Raw genomic sequence first — 13910 nt, 5'->3', positions numbered from 1 at the left:
CCGCCCCCCAAGGGCCGGCGCGGCGGCGGGGGTGTGGTGCCCGCCTTGCCCTTGCCGGAGTGCTTCGATGAACCAGCTTCGCCGCCGTGTCGCCGCCACCCCGCTCCGCCGCCCCCTCCTTGAAGGACGGGCCATGGCGGCGCCGCTGCCGCGCGCGGTCGATGCGCTGGTCGCCGCGCTGCGGCCGGAGGAGCCGCTGCATTGCCTGCGCCCCGCCACCATCGCCGCCACCGCCCGTGCCTTCCGCGCGACCTTCGCGGGGGAGGTGCTCTACGCCGTGAAATGCAACCCCGAGCCCGCCGTGCTGCGCGCGCTCTGGGCGGGCGGCATTCGCCACTTCGACTGCGCGAGCGCGGGCGAGGTGCGCCTGGTGCGCGCCCTGTTTCCCGCGGCCGAGATCCACTTCATGCACCCCATCAAGGCGCGCGGCGCGATCCGCGAGGCCCATGCACAGCATGGCGTGCGCGACTTCGTCATCGACAGCGCCGAGGAACTCGCGAAGGTGATCGAGGAGACGGGCGGCGCCGATCTCGGCCTCGTCGTGCGCCTCGCCCTGCCGAAGGGTGGGGCGGTCTATGATCTCTCGGGCAAGTTCGGCGCGGAGGCGGCGGAGGCTGTGGCGCTGCTGCGCGCGGCGCGGCCGCAGGCCGCACGGCTCGGCCTGTCCTTCCATGTCGGCAGCCAATGCCTGGAGCCGGCCGCCTATGCGCGCGCCATCGAACGGGCCGCCGCGGTGATCCGCGAGTCCGGCGTGCCGGTCGAGATCCTCGATGTCGGCGGCGGCTTTCCTGTCGCCTATCCGGATGTGGTGCCGCCGCCGCTCTCCGCCTTCACGGCGGCGATCGCGCAGGCCTTCGCCGCGGCCGCGCTTCCCGGCACGCAGCTCTGGGCCGAGCCCGGCCGCGCGCTGGTGGCCGCCGGTGCCTCGGTGGTGGTGCAGGTGCAGCATCGCCGGGGCGAGGCGCTGTTCATCAATGACGGCGTCTATGGCGCGCTGTCGGATGCCGGCGCGCCCGCCTTCCGTTTCCCGGTGCGCCGCATCGGCGTGGCGGGGGCGGCGCCGCTGCGGCCCTTCAGCTTCTTCGGCCCGACCTGCGACAGCGCCGATGTGATGCGCGGCCCCTTCCTGCTGCCGGACGACATCGCCGAGGGCGATTGGATCGAGATCGGCCAGCTCGGCGCCTATGGGGCTTGCCTTCGCACCAGCTTCAATGGTTTCGATCGCGCCGGCATGGTGGAGGTGGACGATCCGCCGATGCTCGCCACCCCTGGCCATGTCCTGCCCCTGGCCGCCTGACTTCCCGTGATCCTGGAGTGACGCTTCGATGAAACACGTTGCCTTTGGCGGCCGGCTGGTGATCCTCGGCTTCGGCTCGATCGGGCAGGGGGTGCTGCCGCTTCTCCTGCGCCATGTCGACATCGCGCCCGAGCGCATCACCATCGTCACCGCCGAGGAACGCGGGCAGGAGGTGGCGGCCGAATACGGCATCCGCTTCATCCTGCAGGCGGCGACGCGCGAGAATTTCGAGGCGCTGCTCTCGCCGCTGCTGGGCGCGGGCGACTTCCTGCTGAACCTCTCCGTCGATGTCTCCTCGGTGGCGCTGATGAAGCTGTGCCACCGGCTCGGCGCGCTCTACCTGGACACGGTGGTCGAACCCTGGCCGGGCGGCTACACGGACCCCTCGCTCACGCCCTCGCAGCGTTCCAACTACGCGATGCGGGAGGAGGCGATCGCGCTGCGCGGTGCCTTCGCCGGCGGGCCGACCTCGGTGACGGCGCATGGCGCGAACCCGGGCCTGGTCAGCCATTTCGTGAAGCAGGCGCTGCTCGACATCGCGCGCGACACGGGCGCGCCGATCGCAACGCCGCCGCCGGCCGCCGACCGCACGGCCTGGGCCGCGATCGCCGAGCGGCTCGGCATCAAGGTGATCCATATCGCCGAGCGCGACACCCAGGTGGCGGACCGCCCGAAGAAGCCGGGCGAGTTCGTCAACACCTGGTCGGTCGATGGCTTCGTGGGCGAGGGCAGCCAGCCCGCCGAGCTCGGCTTCGGCAGCCATGAGAAGGCGCTGCCCGCCGATGGCCATCGCCACGGCTTCGGCTGCGATGCGGCGATCTACCTGATGCGCCCGGGCGCCTCCACGCGCGTGCGCAGCTGGACGCCGCTGGAGGGGCCGATGCATGGCTTCCTCATCACGCACAATGAATCGATCTCGCTCGCCGACTACTACACGCTGCGCGATGCGTCGGGCGCCGTGCGCTACCGGCCGACCGCCCACTACGCCTATCACCCCTGCGACGACGCGGTGCTCTCGGTGCATGAGCTGGCGGGCAAGAACTGGGTGATGCAGCCCGAGAAGCGGCTGATGACCGATGAGATCGTCAGCGGCATGGATGAGCTCGGCGTGCTGCTGATGGGCCATGCGAAGGGCGCCTATTGGTACGGCTCGCGCCTGACCATCGAGGAAGCCCGCCGCGTGGTGCCGCACAACAACGCGACCTCGCTGCAGGTGACGGCGGCGGTGCTGGCGGGCGTGATCTGGGCGATCGAGAATCCGCGCCGCGGCGTGGTGGAATCCGATGAGATCGACCATGCGCGCATCCTCGAGATCTGCGCGCCCTATCTGGGCGATGTGGTCGGCGTCTATTCGGACTGGACGCCGCTGCAGGGCCGCGGCGTGCTCTTCCCCGAGGCGGTGGACAGCACCGACCCCTGGCAGTTCAGCAATTTCCGTGTGACCTGACGCTGCTTTGCTTTCCGCTTCGCTCGGGGCACACTCCGGGCGAAGCGGAGGCAGATCCATGAAGCGACTTCTTCTCGCCGGCTTCGCCGGCCTGATGCTCGGCATCGGCGGGGCACAGGCCCAGAGCGCGGCGCAGACGCTGCGCATCGCCATGGCGGCCGAGCCGACCTCCGCCGATCCGCATCACTACGCGGCCGCGCCCAATTCCACCCTGCACGACCACATCTTCGAAAGCCTGGTCGAGCTCGATGCGCGGCTGAAGGCGCAGCCCTCGCTCGCCCTCTCCTGGTCGCGGCGCGACGACCTGACCTGGGTGTTCGAGCTGCGCCCGGGCGTGCGCTTCCACAATGGCGCGCCCTTCACCGCGAATGACGTGCATTTCTCGCTCTGCCGCATCGTGCTGAACGAGAATGAGCTCGCCTCCAGCTTCTCCTCCACCGTGCGCCGGCTGCGCCGGGTGGTGAGCGAGACGCCGCATCGCGTGGTGATCACCACGAAGGAGCCCGAGCCGCTCCTGCCCTCCGACCTCGCCAGCATCCGCATGATCACCGCGAGCCTGGTGCCCGCGCGGCCCGTCACCTTCGACGAGGCCGGCGGCTGCGGCGGGCGGGAGGCCGGCTGGCCGCAGCTCGCGCAGTTCAATGAGGGCAGTGCGGCCATCGGCACCGGCCCCTTCCGCCTGCGCAGCTTCGGCCGCAGCGGTGTGACCGAACTCACGCGCAACGACGAGTACTGGGGCGAGAAGCCGCATTGGCAGGCGGTGCGCCTGCAGCCCGTCACCGCGCCGGGACCGCGCCTTGCGGGACTGCTCTCGGGCGATCATGACGTGGTGGAGGCGCCGAGCACCGCGGACATCCCCCGCCTGCGCGCCAACCCCGCCATGCGTCTCGCTGTTGCGCCGACGACGCGGCTGATCTTCCTGCAGCTCGACCAGCGCCAGCCCGCGCCCTTCGTGAACAACAACGACGGCGCGAACCCGCTGCGCGATGCGCGGGTGCGTCAGGCGCTCTCGCTCGCCATCGATCGCAACGCCATCGCCAGCCGCGTGATGGATGGCCTCGCCACGCCGGCCACGCAATTCCTGCCCGAGGGCATGACCGGCACCATCCCCGGCCTGCCCGTGCTGCCCTATGACCCGGCGCGCGCGCGGGCGCTGCTGGCCGAGGCCGGCTATCCGAACGGCTTCTCGATCACGCTGCACGCCACCAATAACCGCTATGTGAACGATGCGCGCGTGGCCCAGGCGCTGGCGCAGTATTTCACGCGCATCGGCGTGCGCACGGAGGTCGATGCCATGCCCTCCAACGTCTTCTTCGGCCGCCGGGCGCGCAAGGAATTCTCGGTGCCGATGGGCGGCTGGGCGGCGAGCGCGGAGGAGACGCTGCTGTTCTTCCGCACCTGGGTCACCACGCTCAATCGCGAGCGTGGTCTCGGCACTTCCAACTACTCGGAATGGTCCGACCCCGCCTTCGACGCCGATGCGGTGCGTGCCCTGACGACGATAGACGAAGCCGCGCGCGCCGCCCTGCTGCGCGCCGCCTCGGCCCGCGCGCTGGAGCAGATGCCGGTGCTGCCCATCCATTTCGAGAGCGCGGTCTGGGCCTTCCGCCGAGGCCTGACCTATGCCGGGCGGATGGACCAGCAGACCCTGGCGCAGGAGATCCGCCCCGAATGAGCGTGCTCGATTCGCTGCGCGCCGTCGGGCGCTGCGCCATCCCGTGGGTCGATGCCGCCTGCGATCCGGCGCGGCCGCTGACGCTGCACGGCTATCGCGCCGCCGCCGCCACGCCCGACTCGCCGGTGGTGCTGGTCAGCCATGGCATGGGGCGCAATGGCGACGAGTATCGGGATTTCTGGATCGACGCCGCCGAGCGCCACGGGCTGATCATCATCGCCCCCACCTTCGGCGCCGAATCCTGGCCGGGGGCGGAGGCCTACAATAACGGCCTCGTCCTGGCGGCGGAGGGCGCGGTGCGGCCCCGCGACTCCTGGGCCTACGCCACCCCGCTGCGCGTCTTCGCCGCGCTGCGCGAGGCGGGCATCACGCGCCGCCCGCGCGCGCATTTCTTCGGCCATTCCGCGGGCGGGCAGTTCGGCCATCGCCTGATGTCCACCCAGCCGCATGACCTGTTCGAGCAGGTCACGATCGGCAATCCCGGTTGGTATTCCTTGCCCACGCTCGACCTGCCCTTTCCCGATGGGCTGGGCGGCATCGGGCTTGGCGAGGCGGAGGTGCTGCGCCTGCTCGCCTATCCGATGACGATCCTGGCCGGCGATCAGGATATCGAGACCTCCGGCCCCTCGCTGCCCAGCGGGCCGGGCGCGCTGGCGCAGGGGCCGCATCGCTTCGCCCGTGCGCACAACTATCTCGCCGCGGGGCGGGCGGCGGCGGCGCGCCGCGGCGTGGCTTGCGCCTGGCGGCTCGTGCCGGTGGCGGGCATCGGCCATGACGGGGCGGCGATGTCGCGCGTCGCCGCGGCGCTGTGGTTCGAGAACCGGCTGATCAGCGCGGCCGAGGCCGGGGCAGGGGCGGGCAGGGCGGTCTTGTAACCGGCCGCGCGCTGGGGTCATCATGTCATATGATGACTGAGCCGCTCCCCCATGACCCGCCGTAGCCTCGGCATGGCGCCGCTGCGCCCGCCGGCGAACCTCACCGGCGCGCTGGTGCATCGACTTGCCGCCGAGATCCGCGCCGGGCGCCTCGCCCCCGGCGCGCGCCTGCCGACCGAGCAGGAGTTGATGCGCGAGGCCGGCGTCAGCCGCACCGTGGTGCGTGAGGCCGTGGCCGCGCTGCGGGCCGAGGGCCTGGTGGTGACACGCCAGGGCGTTGGCGCCTTTGTCACCGAACGCCCCGGCGAGGGCATCTTCCGCCTGACCCCGGCCGAGGCCGCCGGGCTGCAGCAGGTGATCCACATCCTGGAACTGCGCCTCGCGCTCGAAGTCGAGGCCGCGGGCCTGGCCGCCGAGCGGCGGGATGCGTCGGGCCTCGCCGCGCTCGCCGAGGCGGATGCCGCCTTCGCCGCCGCGATCGCCGAGGGCGGTGACGCGGCGGAGGCCGATTTCGCCCTGCACCGCGCCATCTTCGCGGCCACCGGCAACCCGCATTTCCTGCGCCTGCTGGAGGGCATCGGCCGGCACGCCATCCCGCGCCGCGCGCTCGGGCTGAAGGAGCGTGACGCGGCGGAACGCGCGGCCTATCTCGCGCAGGTGCGCGCCGAGCATGCGCAGGTGATCGGGGCGATCCGGGCCGGCGATGCGCCGGCCGCGCGGCAGGCCATGCGCGCGCATCTGGAGGCCGCGCGCGAGCGCTATCGCCGTCTCGCCGCCGAGTTGGAGGCGTAACCGCCCCTTGCCCTCGGCCGCGTTTTGGGTCGAGCATCGCGCCGAGCGGCCTCATCGAAGGGCCGGGTCAAGGACCAGGTCAAGGGAAGGACAAATCGCATGGCACAGATCACGCGCCGTCAGGCGCTGGCGGGCGGGGCGGGCTTGCTGGCCACGCCGGCCCTGGTGCAGCAGGTGGACGCGCAGGGCGCGTTCAACTGGCGCCGCTTCGCGGGCGAGCGGATCGAGGTCAGCCTCACCGCGAATCCGCGCAGCCAGATCCTGATCCAGAACCAGCGCGAGTTCGAGGAACTCACCGGCATCCGCGTCGGCTCCGAGGCGATTCCCGAGCAGCAGCACCGCCAGAAGTTCGTCATCGAATTCGCCTCCGGCCGGCCTTCCTTCGATGTCATCGGCATCAGCCTGCATGTGAACAAGCGCCAGGTCGGCCGCGCGCGCTGGACGGCGGACATCAAGCCGATGATGGCCGACGCCTCGCTCACCGCGCCCGATTTCGACTTCGCGGATTTCGGCGCCGGCGCGGTGGCCTATTCCACCCAGGCCGATGGGCGCATGGATACGCTGCCCGAGTTCACCGACTACTTCATCCTCTACTACAACAAGGAAATCTTCGCCCGCGCCAATGCGCGCGTGCCCGAGACCTATGACGAGATGTACGAGACGGCGAAGCGCCTGACCGATGCGCGCGCCGGCCAGTTCGGCTTCGTCGGTCGCGGCGTGCGCAACGCCAATGTGGTGCTCTACACCAGCTACCTGCTCGGCACCGCGCAGCGCGACACGGTGGACGCCAATATGCGCCTCATCACCGATACGCCCGACGCCGTCTGGGCCGGCGAGATGTACAAGAAGATGCTGCGCGATGCCGCGCCGCCGGGTGTGGCCGGCTTCAACTGGAATGAGAGCCAGACCACCTTCGCCCAGGGGCGCGCGGCCATGTGGCTCGATGGCGTGGGCTTCGCCGCGCCGCTCGAGGATCCCACGCGCTCGCGCGTCGCGGGCAAGGTCGGCTATGCGGTGGTGCCGCGCGGGCCCGCGCATCATCATTGCTGCCTGTTCGGCACGGGGCTTGGCATCAGCGCGGCGTCGAACGAGCGCAAGCGCGGCGCGGCCTGGTTCTACCTGCAATGGGCGATGAACAAGCAGAACCAGCTGCGCTTCCTCACCTCCGGCGCGGGCGCGCCGGCGCGGCAGAGCCCCTACCGGAACGAGGAGGCGATCCGCGCCAGCCGCTTCGGGCGCGACTACTTCACCACGCTGATCGAGAGCGCGCGCATCGCCCGCCCCGGCCTGCCCGAGATCGTGCCGGTGACGGAGTTCCGCGACACGCTCGGCACGGCGCTGACCAACACGATCGGCGGCGCCGATGTGGCGACGGAACTGCGGCGCGCGACGGAGGCCTTCCGCCCGATCCTGGAGCAGTCCGAGCGCGCGACCTGATGCCCGACAGCGCGGCAACGACAGCAGCGGCGGCGCATTCGGGCGCCGCCGCCGACACGGCGCGCCGCAAGCGCGCCTATGCGCGCCACTACTGGCCCTTCGTGGTGCCCGCCGCCGTGGTGGTGGTGGCGGTCATCGTCTTTCCCTGGGCCTTCACGCTGTGGATGAGCCTGCAGGAGTGGAAGCTCGGCGCGGGCCGCAGCTTCGTGGGCCTCGCGAATTACGAGCGCCTGTTCAGCGATGCGCGCTTCCATGATTCGATCTGGCGCACGCTGTATTTCACCGCGCTGGCCGTGGTGATCCCGGTGGTGCTGGGCGTGGCCGCGGCATTGGCCTTCAACCGGAAGTTCCCGCTGCGCGGCCTCGCGCGCACCATCTTCATCCTGCCGATGATGGCGACCCCAGTGGCGGTCGCGCTGGTCTGGACCATGATGTTCCATCCCCAGCTCGGCGTGCTGAACTGGATCCTCAGCCAGTTCGGCATCCCGCCCAGCATGTGGGTCTATGACGCCGACACGGTGATCCCGACCCTGGTGATGGTCGAGGTCTGGCACTGGACGCCCCTGGTGATGCTGCTGGTGCTGGGCGGGCTGGCGTCCCTGCCGGTCGATCCCTATGAGGCGGCGAAGATCGATGGCGCGACCAGCTGGCAGGCCTTCCGCTACATCACCCTGCCGCTGCTCGCCCCCTTCATCATGGTGGCGGTGATCATCCGCACCATCGATGCGCTGAAGGCCTTCGACACGATCTACGTCATCACCCAGGGCGGGCCCGGCACGGCGAGCGAGACGATCAACATCTTTCTCTACCTGAACGCCTTCGCCTACTACAACATGGGCTATGCGAGCGCGGTGGTGGTGGTGTTCTTCGTGCTGATCATCGGCCTTGCGCTGCTGCTGCTGTGGTCGCGCGAACGCTTCAAGGACAATGTGCGGTGAGTGCGTCCGATGATCGTAGCGCCGCAGGGCGCGGAGAGCCGAATCGGCCGCACAAAAGGGCAAAGCCCTTCAGGCGAAGGCTGCACGACCTGGCCTTCGGGCTTTCGGTCATCGCGCTGGTCTCCCCGGCCGCGCTGGTCTTCCTGTGGATGCTCTCGCTCTCGCTCAAGACCGAGATCGACAACATCGCCTTCCCGCCGATCTTCATCCCGAGCCCGCCGACGCTGGATAATTTCCGCGCGGTGTTCGAGCGCAACGACTTCCTCAACCAGACGCTGAACAGCGTGATCGTGAGCTTCGGCGCCACCGGGATCGCGCTGCTGGTGGGCATCCCGGCCGGCTACGGCATCGCCAAGATGCGCGCCAACAAGGCGGCCGTGCTGATCCTGATCGCGCGCATCACGCCGGGCCTGTCCTACCTGATCCCGCTGTTCCTGTTGTTCCAGTGGATCGGGCTGACGGGCACGATCTGGCCCATCATCATCACCCATCTGGTGCTGACGGTGCCCATCGCCGTGTGGGTGATGATCGGCTTCTTCGAAGGCCTGCCGCCGGAGTTGGAGGAAGCCGCGCTGGTCGATGGCGCCACCATCTGGCAGGCCTTCCGGCATGTGGCGCTGCCCTTGGCCCGGCCGGGCATCACGGTGGCGACCATCCTCGCCTTCATCTTCTCCTGGAACAACTTTATCTTCGCCATGGTGCTGGCCGGGCGCGAGACGCGCACCCTGCCGGTCGCGGTCAACAACATGCTGACCTTCGAGCAGATTGCCTGGGGCCCGCTCTCGGCCGCGGCGCTGCTGGTCACGCTGCCGGTGGTGGTGCTGACGCTGGTTGCCCAGAAGCAGATCGTGGCGGGGCTGACCCAGGGCGGCGTGAAGGGGGGCTGACGCGGCACGCGCGCGGCTGGCAGGATCGGCGCATGACCGACGTACCGATCCTCGATGTCGCGGGCCTGCGCTCCCCGGACCCCGCTGCCCGGCAGGCCGTGGCCGATGCTCTCGGCGCGGCCTGCCGGGGGGCGGGCTTCTTCCTGGTGACCGGGCATGGCATCCCGCCCGCGACCACCGCCGGGCTCTTCGCCGCCGCGCGCGCCTTCTTCGGCCAGGACCAGGGCGCGAAGGACGCGCTCTCCATCCGCCGCTCGCCGCATAATCGCGGCTATGTCGCCCTGGCCGAGGAGCAGCTCGACCCGACCCAGCCGGCCGATTGCAAGGAGGCCTTCAACATCGGCCTCGACCTGCCCGCCGATCACCCCGAGATCCTCGCCGGCGTGCCCTTCCGCGGCGTCAATCTCTGGCCCGGCCTGCCCGGCTTCCGCGCCGCCGTGATGGCGCATTTCGACGCCGCCTGGGCGCTGGGGCGGCTGCTGCATCGCGGCTTCGCCCGCGACCTCGGCCTCGCGGAGGATTTCTTCGAGGACAAGCTCGACCGCCCGCTCGCCACGCTCCGTCTGCTGCGCTACCCGCCGGGCGGGCGGGATCTCGGCGCAGGAGCGCATACCGACTACGGCAATGTCACGGTCCTCGCCACCGATGGCGTGCCGGGGCTGGAGGTGAAGCGCCGCGGCGGGGGGTGGGAGGATGTGCCGCATATCCCCGGCGCCTTCGTCTGCAACATCGGCGATTGCCTGATGCGCTGGACCAACGGCGCCTATGCCAGCACGCCGCACCGCGTGCGCGCGCCGGCGGCGGAGCGTTTCTCGGCCGCCTTCTTCCTCGACCCCAACCCGGATGCGGTGGTGGCGGCGCTGCCTTCCTGCACCGGGCCCGGCAATCCGCCGCGCTGGCCGCCCATCACGGGTGCGGCCTATCTGCGGGAGAAGCTGGACGAGACCTACGCGCATCGTCAGTAAGGCGCTCATGTCCCGCCCCCCCGCCATCCTCCAGGTGCTGCCCGCGCTCGTCTCGGGCGGGGTGGAGCGCGGCACCATCGAGATCGCCGAGGCCATCATCGCGGCCGGCTACCGCGCCTTCGTCGCCTCTGCCGGCGGGCCGATGGCGGCGGAGCTCGCCCGCTTCGGCGCCGTGCATGTCGAGCTGCCGCTCGCGACGAAGAATCCCTTCGCGATCCTGCGCAATGCCGGCGCGCTCGCGGCGCTGGTGCGCGCGCAGGAGATCGCGATCCTGCATGCGCGCTCCCGCGCCCCGGCCTGGTCGGCGCTGCTCGCGGCGCGGCGCACGGGGGCGGGTTTCGTGACCACCTATCACGGCACCTACAATGAAGGCTTTCCGGGCAAGCGGCTCTACAATTCGGTCATGGCGCGCGGCGCGCGGGTGATCGCGATCAGCCGTTTCATCGCGGAGCATGTGCAGGCCACGCATGGCACGGACCCCGCGCGCATCCGCCTGATCCCGCGCGGTGTCGATCCGCGCCGCTTCGACCCCGGCACCGTCCCGCCCGCGCGCATCGTCGCCCTTCGCGAGGCCTGGGGGGCGGCGCCGAGCACGCCGGTGGTGGTGCTGCCCGGCCGGCTCACGCGCTGGAAGGGCGCTGCCGTGCTGGTCGAGGCGCTGGCCCGCCTGCCGGGCGTGATCGGCGTGCTGGCGGGTGGCGGCAATGAGGCCTTCGCCGCCGAGTTGCAGGAATTGGCGGCCCGGCAGGGCGTGGCGGAGCGGCTGCGCCTGATCGGCCAGGTGGAGGACATGGCGGCGGTGCTGATGGCGGCCGATGTCGTGCTCCATGCCAGCACCGAGCCCGAGGCCTTCGGCCGCACGGTCATCGAGGCTCAGGCCATGGCACGGCCCGTCATCGCCGCCGATCTCGGCGGGCCGCGCGAGACGGTGGCGGAGGGCATCACCGGCTGGCGCGTGCCACCCGGCGACCCAGCCGCGCTCGCCGCCCGGCTCGGGCAGGTGCTCGCCATGCCTGAGGCCGCGCGCCACGCCATTGGCCAGGCGGGGCGGGAGGCCGTGCTGCGGGACAACAGCACCGCCGCCATGCAGGCCCGTACCATCGCCGTCTATCGCGAGCTTCTGCCGTGAACATCCTGGTGATCCGGCTGGGCGCCCTGGGCGATGTCATCCAGTCCTTCGGGCCTTTCGCGGCGATCCGCGCGCATCACCCCGGCGCGCGCATCACCCTGCTCACCACGCCGCCCTTCGCGAAACTGCTGGCGGCGAGCCCCTGGTTCGACGCGATCTGGGATGACGGCCGGCCGGGCTGGCGCGGCCTGCCGGCGCTGGCGCGGCGGCTGCGCGGGGGCGGCTTCGACCGCGTCTATGACCTGCAGACCTCCTCCCGTTCCTCCCGCTATCGCTGGCTGCTGCGCGGGGCCGAGTGGTCGGGCATCGCGCGCGGTGCTTCCCACCCCCATGCCAATCCGGATCGCGACCGGATGCACACCATCGAGCGCCAGCGCGAGCAGCTGGAGATGGCGGGCATCACGACGTTTCCCGCGCCGGACCTGTCCTGGCTCACCGCCGACCTTGCGCCCTTCGAGCTGCCGCAGCGCTTCGTGCTGCTGGTGCCCGGCGCCTCGCCCCTGCGGCCGGCGAAGCGCTGGTCGGCGGCGCAGTTCGGCGCGGTGGCGGCGGCCCTCGACCTGCCCTGCGTGGTGATCGGCAGCGCCGCGGAATCGCCGCTCGCCGCAGAGATCCTGGCTCTCGCCCCCGGCACGCGGGACCTGACGGGCCGCACCAGCCTGCCCGCCATCGCCGCGCTGGCCCGGCGCGCGGCTTTCGCGCTCGGCAACGACACCGGGCCCACCCATCTGATCGCGGCCAGCGGCTGCCCGACCCTCGCCTTGTTCGGTGAAGACAGCGACCCCGCGCTCTGCGCCCCGCGCGGGCCGGCGGTGCAGGTGCTGCGCCGCCAGCCGATCGGCGCGATCACGCCGGCGGAGGTATTGGCGGCGATCAGCCCTCGCTGAGGCCGGCGCTGCTGACCCCACCCTGGCTCCAGCCCTTCAGCGCATCCTTCTCCGCCTCGCTCAACTGCTCGCCGGCGGCGCGCACCGCCGCGACCAGCGTGGCGTAGAGCACGCGGGCGAGGTAGGCGGCGCCATCGGGGGCCGGGGGCTCGGCCAGCTTGGCATAGCCGCGGATCAGCCAGCGCAGCAGGGCCATCGCCTCGCGCGCCGAGACATGCAGCCCCTGGCCGGCGGCCTCGGCGGCGAGGGCGGCGGGCAGGGCGGTCTGTTCCGCCGGGTCGAGGGGCTGGCGCGCGGCGATGGCGCCGAGCAGGAAGCCGATCTCGGCCGGCGTGAAGGCGGGCAGGTCCTGGGCGAGGTTGCGCCCATCGCGTGTGCCCCAGAGCAGGTCGCGCACCAGAAGCGCGGCCTCGGCCATCAGTTCCCCGCGGGAGGGACCGGCGGGCGGGGGCTCGGCCTCGGCTTCAGGTGCCGGTTCCGGGTGAGGTTCGGGTGCGGGCAGGGGGATGGGGTCCGGTTCCGGCGTGGCTTCGGCGGGCGAGGCGTCGGGCAGGACAGGCGATGCCTCGGCCTCGGCTGGCGCGACTTCCTCGGCCTCCGGCACCTCCTCCACCCCGGGCGGCAGGTCGCCGGGCGGGGCGCCGCGTTCGGAATCATAGACCCAGCGCCGGTCCGGAGGACCGGAGAGGGAGAGGCGCGGATCGCGCGCTTCCTCGATCAGCGCGCCCAGTGAGCCGGCCCCGGCATAGGCGGTGCCACGCAACGCCGGCAGGGCGCGGCCGATGCCCGCGCCGACCTCGGTCAGCCGCAGCGCACCGGCCGGGCTGCGGGACAGCGCCTCGCGCAGCCAGGCGAGCGCGGCCTCCCGCAGGCCGGTGAGGTCCGGCCCCCGCGCGGCCTCGGCCCGCGGCGCGGCCTGCTGGGCCAGTACGGGGGGGGCGGCGCCGAATTGCGCGATGGGCAGATTGCCCATGCCCTCATGCGCGAAGTCATCCAGCCCGACCACCACATCGGCGGCGGCGAGATAGGCGGGCTTGGCGGTGTTCTGCGCCAGGATGGTGATGCGCCGGTCATGCGCGCGCAGCCGCGCGAGGGCGGGGAGGAAATCGCTGTCGCCGGAGAGCAGCACGAATTCGTCGAAGCGCGTCGGGTGGTCCAGCGCCTCGCGGATGTCGAGCGCCATCTTCATGTCGGCGGCGTTCTTGAGGTGCGCCACCGGCGGGCAATCCACCACGTCGAAGCCGGCCTGCACGAAGGCGCCGCGGAACTCTCCGAAATAGGTGCGGTTGCGCAGGTCGCGCAGGGCGCGGTAGCGCGCCACGGGGCGGCCCATCTGGAAGTCGAAGAAGCCGCCGGGGTTGAGGTAGCAGCGCCGCACCAGCGTGCGCCGCTGGGTCGGCGGCCCGCCTTCCACCCGTCCCTCGAGCCAGGCCAGCCAGGCGTCCGGGCGCTCGCCGAAGGCATAGGCGGCGCGTTCGTCCCAGCGGAGCAGGGCCATGAAGACGTTGTCGAAATCGACGTAGAGGGCAGCGCGCGGCGGCGAAGCGGATCCTGACATGCGACCTTCCGACTCGGCAGGGC

At 71.6% G+C, this 13910-nt stretch carries 12 protein-coding genes; 11 read left to right on the top strand and 1 reads right to left on the bottom strand.

Annotated elements, in window-relative coordinates; translation table 11 throughout:
• Positions 1–133: 133 nt before the first annotated feature.
• The 11 genes from AC2D9U_RS03965 to AC2D9U_RS03915 all read left to right on the top strand — a co-directional run bounded on the left by AC2D9U_RS03965 (position 134) and on the right by AC2D9U_RS03915 (position 12329).
• A complete protein-coding gene (locus tag AC2D9U_RS03965; protein ID WP_484746672.1) occupies positions 134–1297 on the top strand; it encodes a type III PLP-dependent enzyme domain-containing protein in 1164 nt (387 codons plus the stop codon).
• A 28-nt stretch (positions 1298–1325) separates the two neighbouring features.
• Positions 1326–2744 carry a homospermidine synthase gene (locus tag AC2D9U_RS03960; protein WP_484746671.1) on the top strand — a complete coding sequence of 473 codons (1419 nt, stop codon included), beginning with the start codon at positions 1326–1328 and terminating at the stop codon, positions 2742–2744.
• A gap of 58 nt (positions 2745–2802) precedes the next feature.
• Positions 2803–4419 (top strand): ABC transporter substrate-binding protein, encoded by a 1617-nt coding sequence (locus tag AC2D9U_RS03955; protein ID WP_484746669.1) that lies wholly within the window; start codon positions 2803–2805, stop codon positions 4417–4419.
• Positions 4416–5294: an alpha/beta hydrolase gene (locus tag AC2D9U_RS03950; protein WP_484746667.1), complete on the top strand. Its 879-nt coding sequence runs from the start codon at positions 4416–4418 to the stop codon at positions 5292–5294. Before AC2D9U_RS03955 ends, AC2D9U_RS03950 begins: the two co-directional genes overlap by 4 nt.
• 51 nt (positions 5295–5345) lie before the next feature.
• On the top strand, positions 5346–6086 hold the full coding sequence (locus tag AC2D9U_RS03945; protein ID WP_484746665.1) for a FadR/GntR family transcriptional regulator: 741 nt from the start codon (positions 5346–5348) through the stop codon (positions 6084–6086).
• A 99-nt stretch (positions 6087–6185) separates the two neighbouring features.
• Entirely contained in the window at positions 6186–7523 is a 1338-nt protein-coding gene (locus AC2D9U_RS03940; RefSeq protein ID WP_484746664.1) for an extracellular solute-binding protein, read from the top strand.
• On the top strand, positions 7523–8461 hold the full coding sequence (locus tag AC2D9U_RS03935) for a carbohydrate ABC transporter permease (RefSeq protein ID WP_484746662.1): 939 nt from the start codon (positions 7523–7525) through the stop codon (positions 8459–8461). The genes AC2D9U_RS03940 and AC2D9U_RS03935 overlap by 1 nt, the downstream gene beginning before the upstream one ends.
• A complete protein-coding gene (locus tag AC2D9U_RS03930) occupies positions 8458–9348 on the top strand; it encodes a carbohydrate ABC transporter permease (protein WP_484746660.1) in 891 nt (296 codons plus the stop codon). The genes AC2D9U_RS03935 and AC2D9U_RS03930 overlap by 4 nt, the downstream gene beginning before the upstream one ends.
• A 32-nt stretch (positions 9349–9380) precedes the next feature.
• A complete protein-coding gene (locus AC2D9U_RS03925; protein ID WP_484746659.1) occupies positions 9381–10313 on the top strand; it encodes an isopenicillin N synthase family dioxygenase in 933 nt (310 codons plus the stop codon).
• Between the two features lie 7 nt (positions 10314–10320).
• Positions 10321–11442: a glycosyltransferase family 4 protein gene (locus AC2D9U_RS03920; RefSeq protein WP_484746657.1), complete on the top strand. Its 1122-nt coding sequence runs from the start codon at positions 10321–10323 to the stop codon at positions 11440–11442.
• Positions 11439–12329 (top strand): glycosyltransferase family 9 protein, encoded by an 891-nt coding sequence (locus AC2D9U_RS03915; protein ID WP_484746656.1) that lies wholly within the window; start codon positions 11439–11441, stop codon positions 12327–12329. Before AC2D9U_RS03920 ends, AC2D9U_RS03915 begins: the two co-directional genes overlap by 4 nt.
• Here AC2D9U_RS03915 and AC2D9U_RS03910 read toward each other — a convergent pair.
• On the bottom strand, positions 12316–13887 hold the full coding sequence (locus tag AC2D9U_RS03910) for an NYN domain-containing protein (protein WP_484746654.1): 1572 nt from the start codon (positions 13885–13887) through the stop codon (positions 12316–12318). The genes AC2D9U_RS03915 and AC2D9U_RS03910 overlap by 14 nt on opposite strands.
• Positions 13888–13910 lie beyond the last annotated feature (23 nt).

It is taken from the genome of Roseomonas sp. TF40 (assembly GCF_057219975.1).
The sequence above is the reverse complement of the archived record's forward strand: the minus strand, read 5'-3'. Positions and strand labels throughout refer to the sequence as shown.

Coding starts and splice junctions, on each gene's coding strand:
- AC2D9U_RS03965 (WP_484746672.1), top strand. CDS start 134: ATGGCGGCGCCGCTGCCGCGCGCGGTCGATGCGCTGGTCGCCGCGCTG.
- AC2D9U_RS03960 (WP_484746671.1), top strand. CDS start 1,326: ATGAAACACGTTGCCTTTGGCGGCCGGCTGGTGATCCTCGGCTTCGGC.
- AC2D9U_RS03955 (WP_484746669.1), top strand. CDS start 2,803: ATGAAGCGACTTCTTCTCGCCGGCTTCGCCGGCCTGATGCTCGGCATC.
- AC2D9U_RS03950 (WP_484746667.1), top strand. CDS start 4,416: ATGAGCGTGCTCGATTCGCTGCGCGCCGTCGGGCGCTGCGCCATCCCG.
- AC2D9U_RS03945 (WP_484746665.1), top strand. CDS start 5,346: ATGACCCGCCGTAGCCTCGGCATGGCGCCGCTGCGCCCGCCGGCGAAC.
- AC2D9U_RS03940 (WP_484746664.1), top strand. CDS start 6,186: ATGGCACAGATCACGCGCCGTCAGGCGCTGGCGGGCGGGGCGGGCTTG.
- AC2D9U_RS03935 (WP_484746662.1), top strand. CDS start 7,523: ATGCCCGACAGCGCGGCAACGACAGCAGCGGCGGCGCATTCGGGCGCC.
- AC2D9U_RS03925 (WP_484746659.1), top strand. CDS start 9,381: ATGACCGACGTACCGATCCTCGATGTCGCGGGCCTGCGCTCCCCGGAC.
- AC2D9U_RS03920 (WP_484746657.1), top strand. CDS start 10,321: ATGTCCCGCCCCCCCGCCATCCTCCAGGTGCTGCCCGCGCTCGTCTCG.
- AC2D9U_RS03910 (WP_484746654.1), bottom strand. CDS start 13,887: ATGTCAGGATCCGCTTCGCCGCCGCGCGCTGCCCTCTACGTCGATTTC.